The sequence below is a fragment of the Paenibacillus sp. S150 genome (assembly GCF_019352175.1).
Taxonomy (GTDB): Bacteria; Bacillota; Bacilli; order Paenibacillales; family Paenibacillaceae; genus Paenibacillus_AQ.
The window spans coordinates 1-19,157 of the sequence record NZ_JACBYI010000012.1; the positions used below are offsets into that span (position 1 = coordinate 1).

15 protein-coding genes are annotated in these 19,157 nt (G+C 55.1%); 6 read left to right on the forward strand and 9 right to left on the reverse strand.

The features are described from left to right. Positions 1–505 precede the first annotated feature (505 nt). On the reverse strand, positions 506–1,603 hold the full coding sequence (gene aguA / locus HYD27_RS13190; protein WP_219215814.1) for an agmatine deiminase: 1,098 nt from the start codon (positions 1,601–1,603) through the stop codon (positions 506–508). A gap of 86 nt (positions 1,604–1,689) precedes the next feature. Then, a complete protein-coding gene (locus HYD27_RS13195; protein WP_219215816.1) occupies positions 1,690–3,387 on the reverse strand; it encodes an MFS transporter in 1,698 nt (565 codons plus the stop codon). A 155-nt stretch (positions 3,388–3,542) separates the two neighbouring features. On the opposite strand from HYD27_RS13195, the gene HYD27_RS13200 reads away from it, so the two are divergent. After that, the gene (locus HYD27_RS13200; protein ID WP_219215818.1) at positions 3,543–4,160 is read left to right on the forward strand and encodes a TetR/AcrR family transcriptional regulator; all 618 of its coding nucleotides are present in this window, start codon (positions 3,543–3,545) and stop codon (positions 4,158–4,160) included. A 519-nt stretch (positions 4,161–4,679) separates the two neighbouring features. Here HYD27_RS13200 and HYD27_RS13205 read toward each other — a convergent pair. Continuing rightward, positions 4,680–5,468, reverse strand: a complete 789-nt coding sequence (locus HYD27_RS13205; RefSeq protein ID WP_219215820.1) for a hypothetical protein — start codon at positions 5,466–5,468, stop codon at positions 4,680–4,682. A 14-nt stretch (positions 5,469–5,482) separates the two neighbouring features. Further along, positions 5,483–6,619 (reverse strand): polysaccharide deacetylase family protein, encoded by a 1,137-nt coding sequence (locus HYD27_RS13210; RefSeq protein ID WP_309242059.1) that lies wholly within the window; start codon positions 6,617–6,619, stop codon positions 5,483–5,485. A gap of 500 nt (positions 6,620–7,119) precedes the next feature. Between HYD27_RS13210 and qoxA the strand changes: the two genes are divergently transcribed. The 5 genes from qoxA to HYD27_RS13235 all read left to right on the forward strand — a co-directional run bounded on the left by qoxA (position 7,120) and on the right by HYD27_RS13235 (position 12,862). Next, positions 7,120–8,139, forward strand: a complete 1,020-nt coding sequence (gene qoxA / locus HYD27_RS13215; RefSeq protein ID WP_219215822.1) for a cytochrome aa3 quinol oxidase subunit II — start codon at positions 7,120–7,122, stop codon at positions 8,137–8,139. 41 nt (positions 8,140–8,180) lie between these two features. Then, positions 8,181–10,127 (forward strand): cytochrome aa3 quinol oxidase subunit I, encoded by a 1,947-nt coding sequence (qoxB, locus tag HYD27_RS13220; protein ID WP_219215824.1) that lies wholly within the window; start codon positions 8,181–8,183, stop codon positions 10,125–10,127. Continuing rightward, a complete protein-coding gene (locus HYD27_RS13225) occupies positions 10,124–10,720 on the forward strand; it encodes a cytochrome (ubi)quinol oxidase subunit III (protein ID WP_219215826.1) in 597 nt (198 codons plus the stop codon). The genes qoxB and HYD27_RS13225 overlap by 4 nt, the downstream gene beginning before the upstream one ends. Position 10,721: 1 nt before the next feature. After that, positions 10,722–11,015, forward strand: coding sequence for a cytochrome aa3 quinol oxidase subunit IV (gene qoxD / locus HYD27_RS13230; RefSeq protein ID WP_219215828.1), 294 nt, complete (start codon positions 10,722–10,724; stop codon positions 11,013–11,015). Between the two features lie 242 nt (positions 11,016–11,257). Beyond that, a complete protein-coding gene (locus HYD27_RS13235; RefSeq protein ID WP_219215830.1) occupies positions 11,258–12,862 on the forward strand; it encodes a beta strand repeat-containing protein in 1,605 nt (534 codons plus the stop codon). A gap of 76 nt (positions 12,863–12,938) precedes the next feature. Here HYD27_RS13235 and HYD27_RS13240 read toward each other — a convergent pair whose 3' ends face one another. From HYD27_RS13240 to HYD27_RS13260, 5 genes are all read right to left on the reverse strand, one after another. After that, complete coding sequence (locus HYD27_RS13240) at positions 12,939–14,648, reverse strand: methyl-accepting chemotaxis protein (RefSeq protein WP_219215832.1); 1,710 nt, start codon at positions 14,646–14,648, stop codon at positions 12,939–12,941. 264 nt (positions 14,649–14,912) lie between these two features. Beyond that, positions 14,913–15,599 carry an ECF transporter S component gene (locus HYD27_RS13245; protein WP_219215834.1) on the reverse strand — a complete coding sequence of 229 codons (687 nt, stop codon included), beginning with the start codon at positions 15,597–15,599 and terminating at the stop codon, positions 14,913–14,915. Then, positions 15,572–17,431: an ABC transporter ATP-binding protein gene (locus HYD27_RS13250; protein ID WP_219215836.1), complete on the reverse strand. Its 1,860-nt coding sequence runs from the start codon at positions 17,429–17,431 to the stop codon at positions 15,572–15,574. Before HYD27_RS13250 ends, HYD27_RS13245 begins: the two co-directional genes overlap by 28 nt. Further along, entirely contained in the window at positions 17,347–18,291 is a 945-nt protein-coding gene (locus HYD27_RS13255; RefSeq protein ID WP_219215838.1) for an energy-coupling factor transporter transmembrane component T, read from the reverse strand. Before HYD27_RS13255 ends, HYD27_RS13250 begins: the two co-directional genes overlap by 85 nt. Further along, the gene (locus tag HYD27_RS13260) at positions 18,288–19,124 is read right to left on the reverse strand and encodes a DUF4430 domain-containing protein (protein WP_219215840.1); all 837 of its coding nucleotides are present in this window, start codon (positions 19,122–19,124) and stop codon (positions 18,288–18,290) included. Before HYD27_RS13260 ends, HYD27_RS13255 begins: the two co-directional genes overlap by 4 nt. Positions 19,125–19,157: the final 33 nt, after the last annotated feature.

The following is a 19,157-nucleotide window of genomic DNA, read 5'->3' on the forward strand; positions in this document are numbered from 1 at the left end:
GGGTTTTGTTGTATACTGGTCATTGAGTAGGGCTCCTTTTCTTGGTGACTTTGCAATCCCAAGGATACCCTACTTTTTTGTCGTTTACTAGACTCCCCGATCCTTACACATACTATTTTACGCCATCGCCCGCTCCCTCCCTACGGCTGATTTCAGCCGGATTAGTTGTACTTTTTCCCACTAGGGAAGATCCAGGATCCGAATGGGGTGGATTAGTTATCCTTTTTACCACTAAAATGGCTGCCCTTTGGATGAATGGTTCAAGTTCCATCTTAATGTAGGCGAATTCCTCTGCAAGGGAGAGAACCGGAGCGATTAGGGTTCCTTTTTCCCGCTAAGACCTTGCGAAATAGCGGCTGGGGGAATATGAAGAGACCGTTTCCAATTGGCTTCCCGCCTGGCTTCAGCAGGCAGCCTTACACCTGAAATGCCAACAGCTGCGCTGCCCGGCCCGGTCAAGAAACGGCCCTGCCGGGCCGCACGGTTTTTGTGCACAGGCACTTCCCTAACCTCTCGGCTGCTGCTGAGTAATGCAATGGATGTTGCCGCCGCCGAGGGCGATCTCCCGCGTGTTCACCTGGACAACCTTCCGGTCCCGGAACAGCCGGCTGAGCAGCTGAAGCGCATCCGCATCCCGCCTGTCGCCAAAAGCCGGGATCACAACACCGCCGTTGCAGATATAGAAATTGACATAGGTGGCAGCAAAAGAAGTACCCGCCTGACGGCTGTAGCTGTGTCTGGACCGGTCAATCCTCCCCGCCTCTTCGTCCGAAATTGCCAGCGGAGCAGGAATAGGCAGACGGTGAATCTCCAGCCTGCGGCCCTTGGCATCCCGCTCCCGGCGAAGCCTCGCATAGGCCTCATGCAGCACCGCATACTGCGGATCATCCGGGTCATCCGTCCAGCTCATCACCACGACTCCGGGCTTCACAAAAGCAGCCACTTCATCAATATGACCATCCGTCTCATCATTGCGCATTCCGCCGGGCAGCCAGATAATTTTCTTAATATTCAGGTTATCCCGCAAAAGCTTCTCAATCTGCCGCTTCGTCAGATGCGGATTCCGGTTCCTGTGCAGCAGGCATTGCCGGGTAGTCAGGAGCGTTCCTTCACCGTCCACATGAATTGCACCGCCCTCCAAAATAAAATGCTGGAGATCATAGCGGTCCATACACTCCATCTCCAGCACTTTTTGTTTTACCAGCTGGTCCTGATCCCAGGGAAAATACAATCCCCCGTGAAGACCGCCCCAGGCATTAAACCCCCAATCTATCCCCCGCACCCCGCCCTTGTCGTTCACTACAAAGGTCGGGCCGATATCCCGCATCCAGGCATCATTCGACGACAGCTCAACCACGCGCACAGCCTCAGGCATAAGGTTGCGGACATGTTCAAACTGGCAGGAGGCTGTACCGATTGTAACCGGCTCAAATTCGGCAATCGCCGCAGCCACCTGGACAAAAGCGTCCTGCGCCGGCTTGGCGCCGAGCCTCCAGGTATCCGTGCGGGTGGGCCAGAGCATCCAGGTCCCCGCATGCGGTTCAAATTCGCCCGGCATACGGTAGCCGTCCTCTCTGGGTGTGCTGGTAACGGTGTTTGGCATCCGGATTCACCTCGGCTTCTAGAATTCTTAATAAATTCTATGCACGGGATGGGACTGGTGTCACGGCTGCCGTCCGAATAGCGCGCCTACCTCTCCAGTGCGGCCGCTTCAGCAACCCGCTCCGGCTCCTGCGGTTTCCGCCGCTTGTCGCTTAACAGCGCGAATAGAATTCCCGGAATCATGATCAGGCCGGCAAAAGCAAAGGTCCGGCTGAAGGCCTGCACAGCCGCCTCCTGCATCTCCCCTCCTGCCTGCGTCAGCAGCAGCCTCGCTTCGCGGAATTGCCTGCCGCTGTCCGCCGCAAATGCCTGCTGCGCCTCAGGCGGCAGCTTGGCGGCGGCAAGCTCCACCGCCTGAACCACGGCAGCGGCAGTCTCGGCTCCGTCAGCCTCCCCCCCTGCCATCCAAGCTCCTTCCCTGCCGGTTGAAGCCACGGCTTCGGCAAGAACATTCTTGACGAATGGCTGCAGCACCGTGTCCGCCTGAATAGCTTCGGCCGCATGCTTCTCAGCCGCACGCAGCCCGCTGTCTGTATTGTGCTGCAGCACGGTCACAATAATAGCCACTCCAATGACACTGCCAAGCGCCTTGGCCATATTCGTGACTCCCGAAGAAATGCCTACTTTGTCATCCGGCACGTTGCGGACAGCCGAAGACATCACGGGCGCCATGGTGAGGCCTATTCCGGCACCGGCCACAAGCAGGCGGAGCACTACTTCCGCAACCGTTGAACCGGCGTGGAGCCAGCTCAAAGAATAGATTGCTCCTGCCGTTACTATGATTCCTCCGGCCGCAAACCAACGGCTGCCGTATTTGCCGGACAGCGGTCCGGAAATGGCTGAGCTTACAATAGAGCCTGCCGCAACCATCGAAAGCACAAGCCCGGCCTTCAGCTCGGTCATTCCCATCATCCGCGTCAGAAAAAAAGAGGTCAGCAGCGAGAGGTTCAGCAGAGCTGCGCCGAGTACAAGCAGCGTCAGTGAAGCACCGTTGAAGGTCCGGATCCGCATGAGGGACAAGGGCAGCATCGGCTCCCTCCCCTTCCATTGCGTCAGGATGAACAGCGCCAGGAACACAAGCCCTGCACCCAGCAGCATCAGAATTCTCAATGAATCCCAGCCGTAATCCTGCACCTTGATCAGCGCATATGTAATCAAAAACATCGCTCCTGTAATCCCCAGCGTTCCGCCATAATCGATCAATCGCCCTGCTGTATTATCCCGCGATTCCCTGATGAATACAGCAGTCAGCACAATGCTGAGCACACCGAGCGGCACATTTACAAAAAAGATCCACTCCCAGTTCAGCTTCTGGGTAAGAATCCCGCCAAGCGCCGGGCCGCTTGCAGCAGCCACACCCGAGACGGCTCCCCACAGGCCAATGATCAGGCCATGCATTTCTTTCGGGAAGGTGGTTGTAGTCAGCGGAATGGTGACCGGAACAATGATCGCTCCGGCGAGGCCCTGAATCACGCGCAGCAGAATCAGCATCCCGAGAGATGCGGCAAACCCGGCAAGCAGCGAGGTCAAGGTAAACAATGCGACACCGCCAATGAACAACTTTTTCCGGCCAAATTGGTCGGCCAGCCGCGATGCGGTGAGAATAGACACGGCGAAGGCCAGATTATACCCGTTCATCACCCATGAAATCCGCGATACACTGCCGCCGAATTGGCGCGTCATCTCCGGCAGGGCGATATTGACAATTGTCGTATCCAGCAAAGCCATAAAAAAGCCCAGTATAATTGCCGTAAAAGATAAAGCCCTCCGCGTTCTTGTACTCATTTTCATCCCCCTCTAAACATGAACTATGGTTCATGTTTAGATTATATGAACCCTAGTTCATATTTGTCAACAGCTAAATTGAACTAGGGTTCATCTTTTATTGACAGCCCAAAATCCCTACTCTACAATCAATACTACAAGGGGGACCACCGGACATGAGTGATATGGAAGACAAGATCAGAACACCACGGCAGGACCGCAGCATCAAAACAAAGGAAGCCATCGTCCAGGCAGCCATGAAGCTGTTCTCGGAGAAGGGCTTTCATCAGACCAATACCAAGCAGATCGCAGCGGCTGCCGGAGTATCGACCGGCAGCTTCTATTCCTATTTTGTTGATAAAAGAGCTGTCTTCATCGATGTTCTCAAGATGTACAGCGACCAGCTGCTGGCGAAAATCGATGCTTCGATGTCAGAGATCAACTTCAAGACGGTCGAACGAACCGGGCTGATATCGCATCTGGTCAATGCTCTCCTGCTCTCCCATGAGGACTTTATCGGATACCATAAAGATCTGACAGTTATGTACCACAGCGATGAGGGCATCAAGCAGCTGATGGATGCGCAGTATGAAGTCGGCCGGCTCAGAACTCTTGGGTACCTGCAGATGGGGCGAGACGAACTGAAAACAGATGATGTGGAGGCCGCCGCCGTGATTGTGTTCGAATCGGTAAGCGCCATCGTCGACTTCATCTCCTTCTCCCCGCAGCGTATCCCGGCTGAGAGGCTGAAGTCAGAGCTGGTCCGCATGATTGTGAGTTATCTGTACAAGTAACCAGGCCTAGCGCTTCGGGTCAGGCAAGCAGAAATGGCTACGCCGTCCTTATAAGGGACGGGGTGTACCAGCGGGAAATAGAAGGATCATTTAGTGTGCCAAGCATATAAAATTCTTTGAACAAACCGGCTATGCCGACCTTCATTGGGCAACGCAGCTGTTTATGGATTTCATGTTCAGCTGCCTGCTGATACCCGCTGTGAAGCCCATATGGAAAAAGGTAACTTCATTTTCCCCACATCCCCTTTTTCGGCAGCGTTAGCGGGAAAAAAATACCTAAATAATTCAATTTTACCTCTTTGAAGGAAAACCATTCCAATGAAGTCTGCTTTTTTCCACTATTCCTTCTACCGAAAACTTTTCCGTCCTTTGAGACGACCTCATTCCACTTCACTTCACTCCGCTTCACTTCCCTGCCCTCGCGATTTCGGCTAGCCCACTATTTTCGCGCTTCCTCCTGCAAAACTTAGAGCCCGCAGGTGCAGCACGACTACCACGCCTTTTAACTTATCTCCCAATTTATACACCATCACAGCAAAAGAAATTAATAATATGCTGAAAAGCAGCGCCTGGACCTCCGGGCCGGAGAAGCCTGGTTCCGCCCTTCGGGCGGCGGGGGACGGAAATAACGGCAGTTTTGCCGTTATTCCAGAGTAATCCCACCGGCGGACCTCCATTAACGGCATTTCTGCCGTTATTCCGGAGCAATCCCACCCGGGGCGCTCCAATAACGGCAGTTTTGCCGTTATTCCGGAGCAATCCCACCGGCGGACCTCCATTAACGGCATTTCTGCCGTTATTCCGGAGCAATCCCACCCGGGGCGCTCCAATAACGGCAGTTTTGCCGTTATTCCAGAGTAATCCCACCGGCGGACCTTCATTAACGGCAGTTTTGCCGTTATTCCGGAGCAATCCCACCCGGGGACCTCCATTAACGGCAGTTTTGCCGTTATTCCGGAGCCATCCCACCCGGGGACCTCCATTAACGGCAGTTTTGCCGTTATTCCGGAGCCATCCCACCCGGGACGCTCCAATAACGGCAGTTTTGCCGTTATTCCGGAGCCATCCCACCCGGGGACCTCCATTAACGGCAGTTTTGCCGTTATTCCGGAGCAATCCCACCCGGGGCGCTCCAATAACGGCAGTTTTGCCGTTATTCCGGAGCAATCCCACCGGCGGACCTCCATTAACGGCATTTCTGCCGTTATTCAGCGCCTTTTCCCCCAAGCTGTTGATCCATTGCAGCGGCAAAGCAAAAAAGAGCAGCCGCGGGGATAGTCCAGCCCCGCAGCCTGCTCCTTTTTTCATCCAAGCAGTGAATGTCAGCGCTGATCCTTCCAGAAGTTTACCGGCTCGACATTCTTTGTAATAATCTCAAACGTATAGCCTTCCTTCTTCAGCGACTCCAAAAGACGCGGCAGCACCTTGAGTGTGGCTTTCTGGTCATGCATCAGTATAACCGGATTTGTTTTGGACTTTTGCAGCTTATGCACCTGGTCCATGACTGTATTGTAGATTGCGGCGCTGTCCTCTTTGTACTTCCAGTCCTCCGAATCCACATTCCAGTCCCACAGGTGATAGCCTTGGGCAAGCACCTTGTCTCTGAAGGCTTTGGTGAAATAGGGCTTGCTGCCGTATGGCGGACGGATCAGCGTCGTACCCGTGCCGGTTATTTTCTGCAGGACCGCATTATCCCCGTTCATTTCGGCAAGCGCAGCGGAGGCAGAGGCATAGAACTTCTCTTTGCGGTGCGTCATGCCGTGCAGACCCAGTCCGTTCCCCGCGTTCACGGTCCGCTTCACCTGGACCGGATAACGGTTCATGCCCGGCCCAAGCATAAAGAACGTAGCTTTAACCTCATACTTATCCAGAATATCAAGCAGTTGGGAGGTTGAGGCCGACGGCCCGTCGTCAAAGGTCAGATACAGCGTGGTTCCCGGTTTGGCCGAAGGAGTCTTCACAGGCTCTTCAGGAGCCGCAGGGGGCGCCAGCTCATTCTTGTACTTGCCAATGAACGCCGCGTCATCCAGTGCCGCCGAAGCATCCCGCACCCGCAGTAAATATTTATCAGGTTCAAAGGATATTATATATCCTAAGTAGGCGCTGATTTTCAGAGGAACCATCAATGTCCCATCCCGGAGAAATGTGCTCGCCTTGGCAACCGATCCATCCTGAAGCCGGGCACCACCATCATTCTTCAGCAGCCTGAGCGTGCGTCCCCCGCCATCCACCTGAATACCGTCCGGAAGACCGGTGAGGGTCCACTTCAGTGCTGCCGCCAAAGCGCGGAGCGGAACATAATAGGTGTCATTTTTGGAAACAGCTGTAATACCGCTTAAGGCATCGCCCACTCCAAGTTTCAAGGATTTGTCCCAACCGGCTGCACCTGCCGCCGTCTGCAAGCCTCCGAGGCATAGGAATAAAGACATGAAGAAAAGCATTACTTTTTTAATAGGCACCCGAATTAATCCCCAATCTATGTATATTTTCCTATCACTTTATCATACATAGATATAACGTAATTTGAGAGATTGTAACCGCGGGCAGAAAATGTTGTAACCGTTCTGATGCAAGAAATGACATATCTTTATTATTTTCAGAAAGAAGTCCGGATTCGTCGAATGCTGTCACACCAAGCAAAACGCAGCTATAACGCCCTTTTTGACCTTTAATATTTGTGACGAAATCAGTAACATTTGTGAATTTATGAACAAATTTTGAACAACCTTAAAAAAACCTAAAGGCGCACCATTACTGTGATCTTTATCATACGTAAAGGTAGTTGTAACAATTTGATCACACATATTTAACCGAATGGACATTATTAAGGTCTTTTGTAGAATTTATTACAAAATATGTATTTTGCATTATGGGTAAGTAGTTCTTACTATAGATACAGGTTAATGTTTGCCCGTAATGATCGGCGAATGAAAAGAACTATTCAAGGAAGGAGTTCTATATGAAAAAAAAGGGACCGTTATACGCTTTGTTTCTCAGCCTCATCCTCCTCCTGCCGGGATGCAGTTCAATTACCGTTCTGAACCCGAAGGGGCCGTCTGCCCGGACTTTATCGGACACCATTATCCTTTCCATTCTGGTGATGGTGGGCGTTCTGGCAGTTGTCTACATCTTATATATCTTTGTGCTGGTGAAATACCGGGCCAAGAAAAGCAATGAAGACTACATCCCGGAGCATGAGGAGGGAAACAAGGTGCTCGAAGCGATCTGGATCATCATCCCGATCATCATCGTCGCCTTCCTGTCCGTCGTGACCGTCAAAACAACCAATGCTGTCGAGAATCAGGCCGAAGATTACAAAGACCAGACTCCACTGGTCATCTACGCCTCTTCTTCCAACTGGAAATGGCACTTCAGCTATCCGGAGGAAGGCATTGAAACCGTTAACTACGTGAACATGCCGGTGCACCGGGCGGTTGAGTTCAGAATGTACTCTTTCGCCACCATTACCAGCCTGTGGATTCCGCAGCTCGCCGGACAAAAGTACGCGATGAGCGACATGCTCACAACGCTTCACCTCTCCGCTGATACAGAAGGCTCTTACATCGGGAAGAATGCCAACTTTAGCGGCAAGGGCTTTGCCCATATGGAGTTCGAAGCACTTGTTATGAGCAGCACGGATTATGACGACTGGGTGAAAGAGGTCAAGGAAACCGCTCCGAAGCTTACGGAGGAGGAATTCAAAGACCTGCTCGCCACAGATTATCTTGGACGCAAAACCTACTCCTCCACCCATCTGGAATTCAGCCCTCCTCCGGGAGACCACAGCGAGCATATGAGCGGTGACGGCAATGAAATGGATATGGATAACGGAAATATGGATCATCAGGAGAATAAAGAGATCCATCCTTCACCGGAGCCGTCCAGTCAGACCGAGTTCGACAGTGAACCGAATCCGGAGCTGGAACAGCCGCTGCCAAGCTCACCGGTGGATGAACAAACATACGACAGCAATTCTTGATGCTGCTTGCTTGATGAAACAACCTGAAAGGAGCCACCCTAATGGATTTAGACAAATTTAAGGTTGAAGGCGAACCCTTGATATACGGAGCCATGATCAGTATTGCACTCGCTACCATCGGGATACTCGTCGGGCTTACCTATTTCAAAAAATGGGGCTATCTCTGGCGCGAATGGCTGACCACAGTCGATCACAAAAAGATCGGCGTCATGTATATCCTGGCGGCATTGCTTATGCTGTTCCGCGGCGGTGTGGACGCGATGATGATGCGCCTGCAGACCGCAGCGCCGGAGATGAAATTTCTCGACGCGCAGCACTATAACGAGGTCTTTACCACCCACGGTCTGATCATGATCCTCTTCATGGCCATGCCGTTCATTATCGGTCTGATGAATGTTATCGTACCGCTGCAGATCGGCGCCAGAGACGTGGCTTTTCCCCGCCTCAACGCCGTCAGCTTCTGGCTCTTCTTCTTCGGGGCCATGCTGCTCAACATTTCCTTCGTCATCGGCGGATCGCCGGATGCCGGATGGTCGGCCTACTTCCCGCTGGCAAGTCTGGAGTTCAGTCCGACGGTCGGCAATAACTACTACTCCCTGGCGCTGCAGATTTCCGGTATCGGGACTCTGATCACCGGGGTCAACTTTATCGTAACGATTCTGAAAATGCGTGCGCCGGGCATGAAGCTGATGAAGATGCCGATGTTCACCTGGTCCGTATTGATCACCAACGTCATTATCGTCTTCGCCTTCCCGGTGCTCACCGTGGCGCTTGCGCTGATGATGTTCGACCGCCTGTTCGGTTCCCAGTTCTTCACGATGGCCAACGGCGGGATGGATATGCTCTGGGCCAACCTGTTCTGGGTATGGGGCCATCCGGAGGTATATATCGTTATTCTGCCGGCGTTCGGTATCTATAGCGAAATTATCGCCACCTTCTCCAAAAAGAACCTGTACGGCTACACTTCGATGGTATTCAGTATGCTGATTATCTCGCTCCTGTCCTTCGTGGTCTGGGCCCACCATTTCTACACAATGGGCCAAGGCGCGATGGTCAACAGCTTCTTCTCGATCACGACCATGGCGATTGCAGTGCCGACAGGGGTTAAAATATTCAACTGGCTGTTCACCCTGCGAAAGGGCAGGATTACCTTCACTACGCCGATGCTGTACACACTGGCCTTTATCCCGATCTTCACCATCGGCGGGGTGACCGGCGTCATGCTGGCAATGGCCAGCGCCGACTACCAGTACCACAATACCATGTTCCTTGTGGCGCATTTCCACTACGTGCTGATTCCGGGTGCCGTGTTCGCGGTTATTGCCGGGTTCCATTACTGGTTTCCCAAGGTGTTCGGCTTCCGCCTGAACGACCGGATCGGCAAGCATGCCTTCTGGTGGATTGTGATTTCCTTCAACGTCACCTTCTTCCCGATGTTCTTCCTTGGACTCATGGGGATGACCCGGCGGATGTATACCTATTCCGAGGAAACGGGCTTTGGTCCGCTCAATATGCTGTCCTTCGTGGGCGCTGTGGGCCTGGCGATCGGCTTCGTCCTGCTGGTCTACAACATCTACTGGAGCACGCGCTACATGCCGAGAGATACGACAAGCGACCCTTGGGATGGACGCACGCTGGAATGGGCTACGCATAGCCCGATGCCGGTCTACAACTTCGCGATTGTGCCGAAGGTTCAGACCCGTGATGCTTTCTGGTCCGCCAAGCGGGATAATATCCCGCTGTTCGAGGACAAAATCACGAAGATTCATATGCCGAGCAATACGGGCAAGCCTTTTATACTGGGTGTAATCTTCTTCTTCCTCGGCTTCTTCCTGGTATTCAGCATGTGGATTCCAGCTATCGTCGCCGGAGCCGGCGTACTGGTTATGCTGGCTGCCATGTCCTTTGACAGGGATCACGGCTACTATATTTCGGCTGAAGAGGTTATCGCTACAGAAAAGAAATTGATGCGGGGTGAGACTGTATGAAAATAGATGAGTCCAAGCCGCTGGAATACTCTACAGAAGAGAACAGCAATAAAATCTTTGGCTTCTGGGTCTTTCTCGGAGCTGAGATTCCGTTGTTCGCCACCTTGTTTACCGTCTACTTTGTTATGGTGAACCGTTTTGCCAGCGGCCCCAGCGGTAGCGAGATTTTTGAAATCGGCCCGGTGCTGTTCGAAACCTTCCTGCTGCTGAGCAGTTCGTTCACCATCGGTCTTGCGGTTCATGCGATGCGCCACGGCTACAAGAGAGCCATGATGGTCTTCATGGCCATCACACTGCTGATGGGCCTGGGCTTCATCGGCATTGAAATCACTGAATTCGTTACCTATGTTCACGAAGGAGCCACGCTGCAGACCAGCGGCTTCCTCTCCAGTCTGTTCGTACTGCTGGGAACACACGGTGCCCATGTCAGCTTCGGCTTCCTGTGGGGAGTCGTAATCATGATTCAGCTATGGCGCCAGGGGATCAACCCGGCTACCGCCAACAAAGCATTTATCTTCTCACTGTTCTGGCACTTCCTGGACGTTGTCTGGATCTTCATCTTCAGCTTCGTCTACCTGAAAGGACTGATGTGACATGATGAAGCAACTGTTTCCAATTCGCCATGTGATGGGTTATCTGGCCTCTCTGGTCCTTTCTGCCGCAGCGCTGATTGTTATCTATGGAGATCTGTCCCAGGGCGCCAATATGGCCGTACTGCTGATTACAGCCCTTATCCAGGCTTCCCTGCAGCTGTTCGTGTTCATGCACATCGGGGAATTGGCGGATACCAAAAAAGAGCTGTACATCAACATCGGCTATGCCCTGTTCGTGGGTCTGGTCACCATTTTCGGCACCTTGTTCATCTTCGTGTGGGGCTGGTATTCTTAAGGCCAGGATTATTCTCATCCGGCACATTTGCGTTCTGGACGGTCCGTTCCGGTATTTATTGCCGGGGCGGGCCGTTTTGGCCTGCCGGAATTTTTCAACAAACTTTCAGCTGGCCTTCAACTAACATTCAGCGCAAGCTAAGACGCCTTTAAGGTAGCGGTCCTAGAATGTAGACATGCAGCAGCACATACTACACACGCTCTACATAGCAGGACCAACTACTTGAAAAGGATGGGATGACAATGGGCAAAAGAAATGGAATGAAGGGTTTTGTAATCGGCGTTGCCGTAACCGCTTCGGCAGCAATGTCCGTCTCCGCTTACGCTGACTCGATTCAAAAGCAGATCGCTGTTACCTATGACAACATTATGGTGAAGCTGGACGGACAGGAAACGGCGCTCAAGGATGCTACCGGGGCAACGGTAGAACCTTTTATCTATAATGGCACCGTCTATCTGCCGGCTAGAGCGATCTCGGAAGCGGTGGGTCTGAACGTGAGCTACGACCAAACCACCAAAACTGTCAGCCTGACATCCGGCGGCGAAGCTGCGGGTGAGGATGGCAAAACAGGCACGCCTCCGGAAGGCACACCGCCAACCGGGACACCGCCTGAAGGCACTGGCAGCGGTACGGAAGCTGCTGTGGATGCCAGCACGCTCGGCAGTGCAACCTACTCCCTGAACGGCAGCACAGCCGCCAAAACGCTGGAAGCCATCTCCGCAACGGATGCCGACGCTTCGGCAGTGAGAGTTACAGACGGCGGCGTGCTGACACTGACTGGCGTAACGCTCAGCAAAACCGGAGATACTTCCTCCGAAGACAACAGCAACTTTTACGGCCTGAATGCCGCACTGGTGGCAACCGCTGGCAGCACGGTAACGCTTAATGATTCAACCATTACAACAGCTGCGGATGGAGCCAACGCCGTGTTCGCGACCGGAGCAGGCTCAACGATTAATGTATCCGGGGTTACGATCAACACAACCGCCGATTCCTCGCGCGGGTTGGATGCCACCTATACCGGCACGGTGAATGCCACCGATGTCAATATCACTACCTCCGGCACCCATTCGGCGAGCATTGCCACAGACCGCGGGAACGGAACTGTAAATGTCACTGGCGGTACCATGAACACTTCCGGGACTGACTCTCCGGGAATCTACTCTACTGGCGCCATTTATGTATCCGGAGCAAATCTTACCGCCAGCGGCTCTGAAGCCGCTGTAGTCGAAGGCAAGAACTCCATAACCTTGACTAACACCTATCTGTCCGGCGCTGCCAAAAGCGGCGTGATGCTCTACCAAAGCTTCTCCGGGGATGCAGAAGTCGGCACCAGTACCTTCAACATGAGCGGGGGATCGCTGACCGCCTATGCAGGACCGCTGTTCTACGCCACCAATACGGATGCCGTTATTAATCTCGAAGAAGCAGGCTTGGCTGTACGCTCCGGCATCCTGCTGAATGCAGCAGCCGATCAATGGGGCAATACCGGGGCCAATGGCGCAAATGTAACGTTGAATGCCAAAAGTCAGGTGTTGAACGGCGATGTAACGGCTGATGCCCTCAGCACGGTTGCGCTTGCTCTGACCAACGGCACCTCTCTGAACGGCGCCGTCAACAGTGCCAATACGGCCAAATCGGCTTCGCTCATCCTGGACGGCAGCAGCTCATGGAATGTCACTGCCGATTCCTACCTGAGCACCTTCGTTACCAGCAACACCACCTTCAGCAACATCACGGACAACGGCCATACGATCTATTATGACGCCACTGCCAGTGCAAACAGCTGGCTGGACGGCCAGACCATCTACCTCAGCGGCGGCGGCATGCTGACCCCTGCCAGCTAAGCTGCTGTTGCGGCCAGGCAAAATCAAGCAGGCCCCCGGAGCCATACTTCTCCGGGGGCCTGCTTTGCGCGCACTGCTATAATTTGAAGCGGGCCAAATCCACCTGCAATTTCTCGGCCAATGCCGCCAGATACTGGGCCGACATCGACATTTCGCCCATTGCGGTCAATTGTTCCTCGCTGGCGGCGCTGGTGTCCTGCACATCTCCCGCACCCTTGCGCGAAACTTCGCTGGCCTGCTCCATAGCCTGTGACACGATCAGCGATTCACGCGAAACATGGCCGACTGCCTCACGGATCTCCTCCGTCTGCCTTGCAGCGGCCCGAATGGACCCTTGAATCTCCGCGAACGCCCGGGATACAACCTCACTCTGCGACACACCGTGAGAGACCAGCTGCGAACCCAGCACCATGGATTGCACCGCATTCTCGGTCTGACCCTGGATATGCGTAATGATGTCTGTGATCTGCAGCGAGCTTTTTCCCGTTGCTTCTGCCAGCTTGCGGATCTCGCCGGCGACAACCGCAAATCCCCGGCCATGCTCCCCGGCTCTCGCCGCTTCGATAGAGGCATTCAGCGACAGCAGATTGGTCTGGCTGGCAACATCGTTGATCGTTGTAATAATGGTGTTGATCTCGGCCGACAGGCTGCGCAGGTTGCTGACGATCTCCTGGCTGGACGAGACGCTGGAATCGATCTCCTTCATCTGTGTAAGGATAACCTCCACAGCGCCGGCACCATGATCGGTAGAGCCGGCGGCCTCCGCCATCAGCCCGGACATTTCATCGCTGCTCCGCTCCACGGCGGCAATATCCTCCGCCATGGCCTGCACGGAAGATGCGGTGCGGCCGATGGTCTCCGCCTGCATCTCAAAGCCGGCGGCAATTTCGCCGGAGGTTTCGGCGATTAATTGCGAAGCGCGGGCGGTCTGCTCCGCACTGGCGCTCATTTGCTGCGAGGAGGCTGACAGCATCTCGGCACTCTCCGACACCCCCTGCATCATGCTCTTCAGGCTGTCCAGCATCGTGTTGAATGAAGCGTTGATCTGCCCGATTTCGTCTCTCGACTTATAGGAGGCCTCCGCGGTAAGGTCTCCCGCTTCCGCACGCTTCATCAGCAGCTGCAATTCCCCCAGCGGCTTGGTAATCAACCTTGAAATGACGAAGCTGACCCCCACTGAGAGCAGCAAAGCTGCGATAATCAGCACAATGCTCGTGACAGTGGAGCTTTTGGCATTTTGCAGAGTGGTCCCATTGTGGTCTTTGGCATCCTGAACCAGCAGCACGGCGGCATCCTCAAGCAGGCTCACCATGGTCTCCCGCGATTCACTGAAGCCGCTGCCCGAGAAGATCTGATAGCCCTCGCTGTTAAGATTGCTGTCGGCAAGCTGGCGAATATTGTCCCGCTGCTTCCGGTAATCCGGCAGCAGGGACAGATATTCATTAATCTTATTCGCTACCTCCTTGTTACTGAAGGTTATTGCCTTAAGCTGAGTGATCAGCTCATTGTTTGTGTTGATATTCTCATCAATGGCTGCTTGGAGCTCTTTGTTCTTGGCCTCATCCCTGGTTATCATATTCTCCATAAGGAATGACTCAATCGCCCGGTTGTTTCCGCGTATTTCCGTTACCAGATAAATCGGCTGCAGGTTCTGGCTGTAAGTTTCCTGCGATCTGGTAGCCATTTGCTTGGTGGTTAACATGCCGGTAGCTCCAATTCCGAACAGCATACACACAAAAATTGTCACCAGCAATATCATTTTATGCCTAACCTTAAGATGTCTCATATTTCCCGCTCCCGTCTTCTCCATATCTTGCTGTAACTATATTTATCGGAGAAAAGGGCCGAAAGCATGATGTTCCGCTGAAAAAAATGTCGAAAAAACAGATATTATAGAATATTTTGCGACTAAATAATTAAATTGAGATCTTGAAATATAGCCGATGCAGCAGAACGCAATAGAACATACATTTGAAGGAGTTTCAAACCGGTACAAGCACCTGTATAAACCTTCTTACCGTTTCAATAAAAAATGGTAATTTAATAGAGTTCATTCCTGCAGCAGACCGTACTTTTTGCGGAACCGTTTCAGTACCTTGGTCCATCCGCCGGCCAGAACAGCCAGGAAAAAGATATTGGACAATGCATGGGCCAGGTCCAGATAAAAGCTCGATGCATAGGCGGCTGCCGCAAGTCCCCAGCTGAACGCGTCAGGAAGACTGATCAGATACCAGATATTCATAATCCAGCCGAACAAAAAGCCCCAGGCGAAGCCGAATGCCAGCATTCCGCCCCTTTTTTTCATCCACCAGGTATTCCGCAGCCAGCCTGCCGTCAGACCGGCCATCCCCCAGGCGAACATTTGCCAGGGCGTCCAGGGTCCCTGCCCGAAGTAGATATTGGAAACCAGAGCAGCCACCGCTCCGATAATGAAGCCCGCCTCTGCCCCAAAGACGTATGCCGAAAGAATGACAATGGCTGTTACCGGCTGTACACTCGGCAGGGCGGCAAAAGGAATCCGGCTGACCGCAGCCACAGCGGACAGCACCGCCAGCAGCACCAGCTCCCTCGATTCCAGCGGACGCCTTTCCAGTCGGATGAACAGCGGGAGCAGAGCCGCCGCCAGCAGCACCAGGCTGAGCAGCATATAATGGCGGTCCTTCAGCGCTGAGGCGAGCGCCAGGCCGGCCGCAAACAACCCGAGGGCAATCAGGAGCGGGAAGCGGAAACGGGACACGTTCTCATCACATCCTCTATCGTCAAGGCTTGCGGCAGCAGGTCCCTCACCAGACGGTTGACCACTGTCGTATAGAAATAGTTGCTGCTGAAAAATTCCGCCGGAATCGCCTCCGACGTGATGCCGCCGTCAAACAGCATTGCGCAGCGCGAAGCATATCTTGCGGCGAACTCCACATCATGCGTCACAAGGAGAATGCTGACGCCCTGCCCGCGCAATTGCCCAAGCAAGGCCGCCAGCCGCTCCTTGGCTGCGGGGTCGAGGCCTTTGGTCGGCTCATCCAGCAGCAAAATGCCAGGTGCAAGCAGCATCACCATAGCGAGCGCCACCTTCTGCTGCTGCCCGCCGCTGATATCATGCGGATGACTGAGCAGAACGTCCCGGAGCTGAAAAATTTCGAGCAATCCGGAAATCTCCTGTCCTGCAGCCTCCTTGGACAACCCGGCATACTCGGCCATATGGCGCAGCTCCTCCTGAACCGTATCATAGCTGAAATAGAGCAGGGGATTCTGGGCCAGGAAGCCGCTGGTTATCCCTTTGGCCAGCGCCACCTTGCCGCGCTGGGGCTTAAGCAGTCCGTTCAGGATATGCAGCAGCGTGGATTTTCCCGCTCCGTTCCCGCCCATCACCGCCAGCAGTTCTCCCCGGTACAGCGATAGCGACAGCTTCTTAAGCACCTCCGCACCGTCCTTGGTATAGCGGAAGGTCACATCCCGGCAACTGAGCAGCGGCTCCGGGGAGGGAGCCGAAAAACGGGATGCCCCCGCGGTCTGTGGAAGGGCTGCCGGATCATTTAAGGGAACGGCAGACTGCCGGGCAGCGGCGGCGGAGCCGGATGCGCGGATCTGCGGCGCGGCGGCAAGACCGGATAAGGCTTGCGGCTGTGCGGACACAGCGGAAGACGGAACTGCTGCGGTTGTGTCACCCAAGCCGCAACCCCAACCGGACGAAGCAGTGCTGCCCCCTTCCGTTACCTGCATAGTCCCGGCCAGGGATTGCAGCCAGCGCTTGCCTTCCCGCACTGTCAGCGGAATGGATTCCTGCGGTGCGGCTGCCGCATCCGGCGCAAGCGCAAGGAACAAACGGGAAGCGGCGGGCAAATACGCCCTATACGGAGCTTGCGGCGACTTGGCGGCTTCGCGCACGAAATCACGGGGGGTGCCCTGGAACCGCAGCTCTCCTTCATCCAGCAGCAGCACCCGGTCAGCCAGCGGCAGCACCTCCTCAGGGCGGTGCTCGCTGATGATCACTGTCATAGACATTTCCTCGTTCAGCCGCTGCAGGGTCTGGATGAATTCCCGCGCTGCGACCGGATCGAGCTGCGAGGTCGGCTCGTCCAGCAGCAGCAGCTTCGGCTGCAGCAGGAGGACAGAGGCCAGGTTCAGCAGCTGCTTTTGTCCGCCGGAGAGCTCATGCACCGAATGGTACAGCAGCGGCTCCAGCCCGAACAGCCCGGCAATCTCCGCCAGCCTGCTGCGCATGACCGCAGGGGGAAGGCCCATATTTTCCATCGAAAAGGCCAGCTCATGCCACACCGTGTCCATCACAATCTGCGCGTCGGGGTTCTGGAACACCATCCCGATCTCTCCCGCGGCAAGCTCTGCAGGCAGACCGGAGAGCATCTGCCCTCTGTAGGCGATTGTCCCGCTGACCTTGCCCGCGGGTGCCAGCTCGCGCTTCAGGTGGCGCAGGAGCGTGGTTTTGCCGCCGCCCGATGGACCGAGAAGCACAACAAACTCCCCTTCCTCTACCGTAAATGAGAGCTCATGAAGCGAGTCCCTGTCTTCCTCGGGATAGCTGAAGGATAACCGCTGCGCCGCGAGGATCTCCATAACCATTTCTCCTTTCCTTCCAGAACGGACGGCGTCAGCACGAACAAGCAAAAGCTTGCGTACATGGCGGTGTCCGCCCAGCCAAACCGGATCGGCTTCATCCGCGGATAAATTTCCACCAGCCCGTATCCTTTCATCCAAAAAAACAGCGGAATCAATCCGCTTGCCGCCAGCAGCAGCAGCACGGCTTTGTCCAGCAGGTCCAGCTTGTATACTCCGTAGACGCTTCGTTTGCGGATGCCGTAGCCGCGCGCTTTCATGGAGTCTGCCGTCTCCAGCGCCTCCTCCAGCGCCCAGGTCAGCAGCACCTTCAGCAGCGTCATGCCGTCCCTCATTCTGGAGCGCAGGCTGCCTGAGCCAGCATCCACCCCCCTGATGCGCTGGATCAGGGTGATCTGCCGCAGCCGCCGCTGGAACAAAGGCACGAAGCGCAACGCCATCAGAGTCAGCAGGGTCGTCCGGGGCGCAGCCCCGGCGAACAGGTACATGAATTTATCCGCAGTAAGCGTGTAATTGTAAGAGATGAACAGGATAAAGACGGCCAGCAGCACAGCCATCATCATCAGCCCGTACAACACGGCTTCCAGCGTAACCGGCTGATCCAGCAAATAAAACAGGACATGCGCCCCTCTGTGTGAAAATAAAGGATTCAGCACCGCCACGGAAGCGGCCATCAGCAGATAAAAGGGCAGGCCGCGCAGCAGCGTCCGCCCCTGCCCCTGCAGCACCAGCAGGAGGCTCAGTCCGGCAATCTCCGTTGCCAGGAACAGGGGATGAAACAGGAGTGCGGCAAACAGCAGCAATCCTGCATAATACACCAGTGCCACCGAAGGATGCATTGAGCGGAAGCCGCTGTTCATTGAGCTTCAGCCCCCACATCCTTGCCAAGATCCAGCGTATACAGCCACTCCACGGTATCGCCGGGCTTCAGCGTGTAGCCGCCCGCCCCTTTGCCGGGAATTTCACCGTTGACCCTGTACATCCAGCCGCTCTCCGGGCCGTGGTCAAATTCATACAGGTTGTCGATGCCTTCAACATAGGCGAAGCTTTTAACTCCCTTGTATTCCATCTGAATTTTGTTCTTGCGGGTAATGCGCTTCAGCAGCTCCAGCGCGCTTTCGCCGTCTTCAATCTCAACAGCGGCTGCTGCAAAAATCGTCCCGTGCTCCTTGTCCCCGACAATGGAGAGGGTGACGCTGCCGGCAGCTCCGGCAGGCTCCGCCGCAGCCGCCGGCGCGGCAGCAGTCGGCTGCGCTGCTGCCGGAGGCCGTACGGCGGCGGGCTTCGCTGTCGCCGCCGGGGTGCCCGCGGACGGCCGGGCGCCGTCTGCGGGCGGCGCAGCAGCGCTGTCCGTAACGGAAGCAGGCTCCGTTACGGCAGAAGCGGACGGCGCGGGACCCGCCGGCGCGCCGGAAGCGGCGGGCGGCGGATTCGCTGCCGCCCCGCCTGCCGTCCCGGCGGATTCCGCGCCGGACGGTGAGGCCGCCTTGCCGTCCGCCGGAGCGGATGGCAAGGCGCTGCCTGCGGCATTCCCGGGTGCCGGGGATGCCTGGCTCTGAGGCTGCGGGCTCTGCACCGCAGCTGTATTCGCGGCGGGGCGCTGCTCCCCGCCGGAAGCGCAGCCGGCGAGCAGCAGCGCGGCGGCCAGAAGCAGCAGCGGGCAGGACAGCCGCTGCCGGATCGACTTCAACATGAATATGGACACCTCCAAGAAAGACGCCTATCG

Coding starts and splice junctions, on each gene's coding strand:
- HYD27_RS13255 (WP_219215838.1), bottom strand. CDS start 18,291: ATGAACAGCGGCTTCCGCTCAATGCATCCTTCGGTGGCACTGGTGTAT.
- qoxA (WP_219215822.1), top strand. CDS start 7,120: ATGAAAAAAAAGGGACCGTTATACGCTTTGTTTCTCAGCCTCATCCTC.
- HYD27_RS13260 (WP_219215840.1), bottom strand. CDS start 19,124: ATGTTGAAGTCGATCCGGCAGCGGCTGTCCTGCCCGCTGCTGCTTCTG.
- HYD27_RS13235 (WP_219215830.1), top strand. CDS start 11,258: ATGGGCAAAAGAAATGGAATGAAGGGTTTTGTAATCGGCGTTGCCGTA.
- HYD27_RS13195 (WP_219215816.1), bottom strand. CDS start 3,387: ATGAGTACAAGAACGCGGAGGGCTTTATCTTTTACGGCAATTATACTG.
- aguA (WP_219215814.1), bottom strand. CDS start 1,603: ATGCCAAACACCGTTACCAGCACACCCAGAGAGGACGGCTACCGTATG.
- qoxD (WP_219215828.1), top strand. CDS start 10,722: ATGATGAAGCAACTGTTTCCAATTCGCCATGTGATGGGTTATCTGGCC.
- HYD27_RS13205 (WP_219215820.1), bottom strand. CDS start 5,468: ATGAAAAAAGGAGCAGGCTGCGGGGCTGGACTATCCCCGCGGCTGCTC.
- HYD27_RS13240 (WP_219215832.1), bottom strand. CDS start 14,648: ATGAGACATCTTAAGGTTAGGCATAAAATGATATTGCTGGTGACAATT.
- HYD27_RS13225 (WP_219215826.1), top strand. CDS start 10,124: ATGAAAATAGATGAGTCCAAGCCGCTGGAATACTCTACAGAAGAGAAC.
- HYD27_RS13200 (WP_219215818.1), top strand. CDS start 3,543: ATGAGTGATATGGAAGACAAGATCAGAACACCACGGCAGGACCGCAGC.
- HYD27_RS13250 (WP_219215836.1), bottom strand. CDS start 17,431: ATGGAGATCCTCGCGGCGCAGCGGTTATCCTTCAGCTATCCCGAGGAA.
- qoxB (WP_219215824.1), top strand. CDS start 8,181: ATGGATTTAGACAAATTTAAGGTTGAAGGCGAACCCTTGATATACGGA.